The 282-nt window shown below is 47.2% G+C and carries 1 protein-coding gene; it reads left to right on the top strand.

Annotation, left to right across the window (positions count from 1 at the left end):
* Positions 1–282 (top strand): hypothetical protein (locus tag KP806_RS27475; protein ID WP_224726938.1); only part of this gene is annotated, 282 nt, incomplete at both ends.

Below are 282 nucleotides of genomic sequence, written 5' to 3' on the forward strand. Positions count from 1 at the left end.
ACAGCTTGAATAAAGCGAAGGAGCAAGCCGCAGCATCGGGCACAAATGGCGCAAAGACCGTCGTGATCGAGATTTCTGAAGTGAAGGATGCAAAAAGCTATGCATTGGAGATCCCAACCGATGCGCTGCAGGATTCAAAATCGAATATAACCTACGAAGTTGTAACATCGGCAGGTAAAATTACGATTCCAAGCGGCATGCTCTCTAATACCGATGTAAACACCGATACGGTTTCGGTAAGCATTGGCAAAGCGGACGTAAGCGCCTTGAATGCCAAAATGC

This window comes from Paenibacillus vietnamensis (genome assembly GCF_020169515.1).
Classification (GTDB): domain Bacteria; phylum Bacillota; class Bacilli; order Paenibacillales; family Paenibacillaceae; genus Pristimantibacillus; species Pristimantibacillus vietnamensis.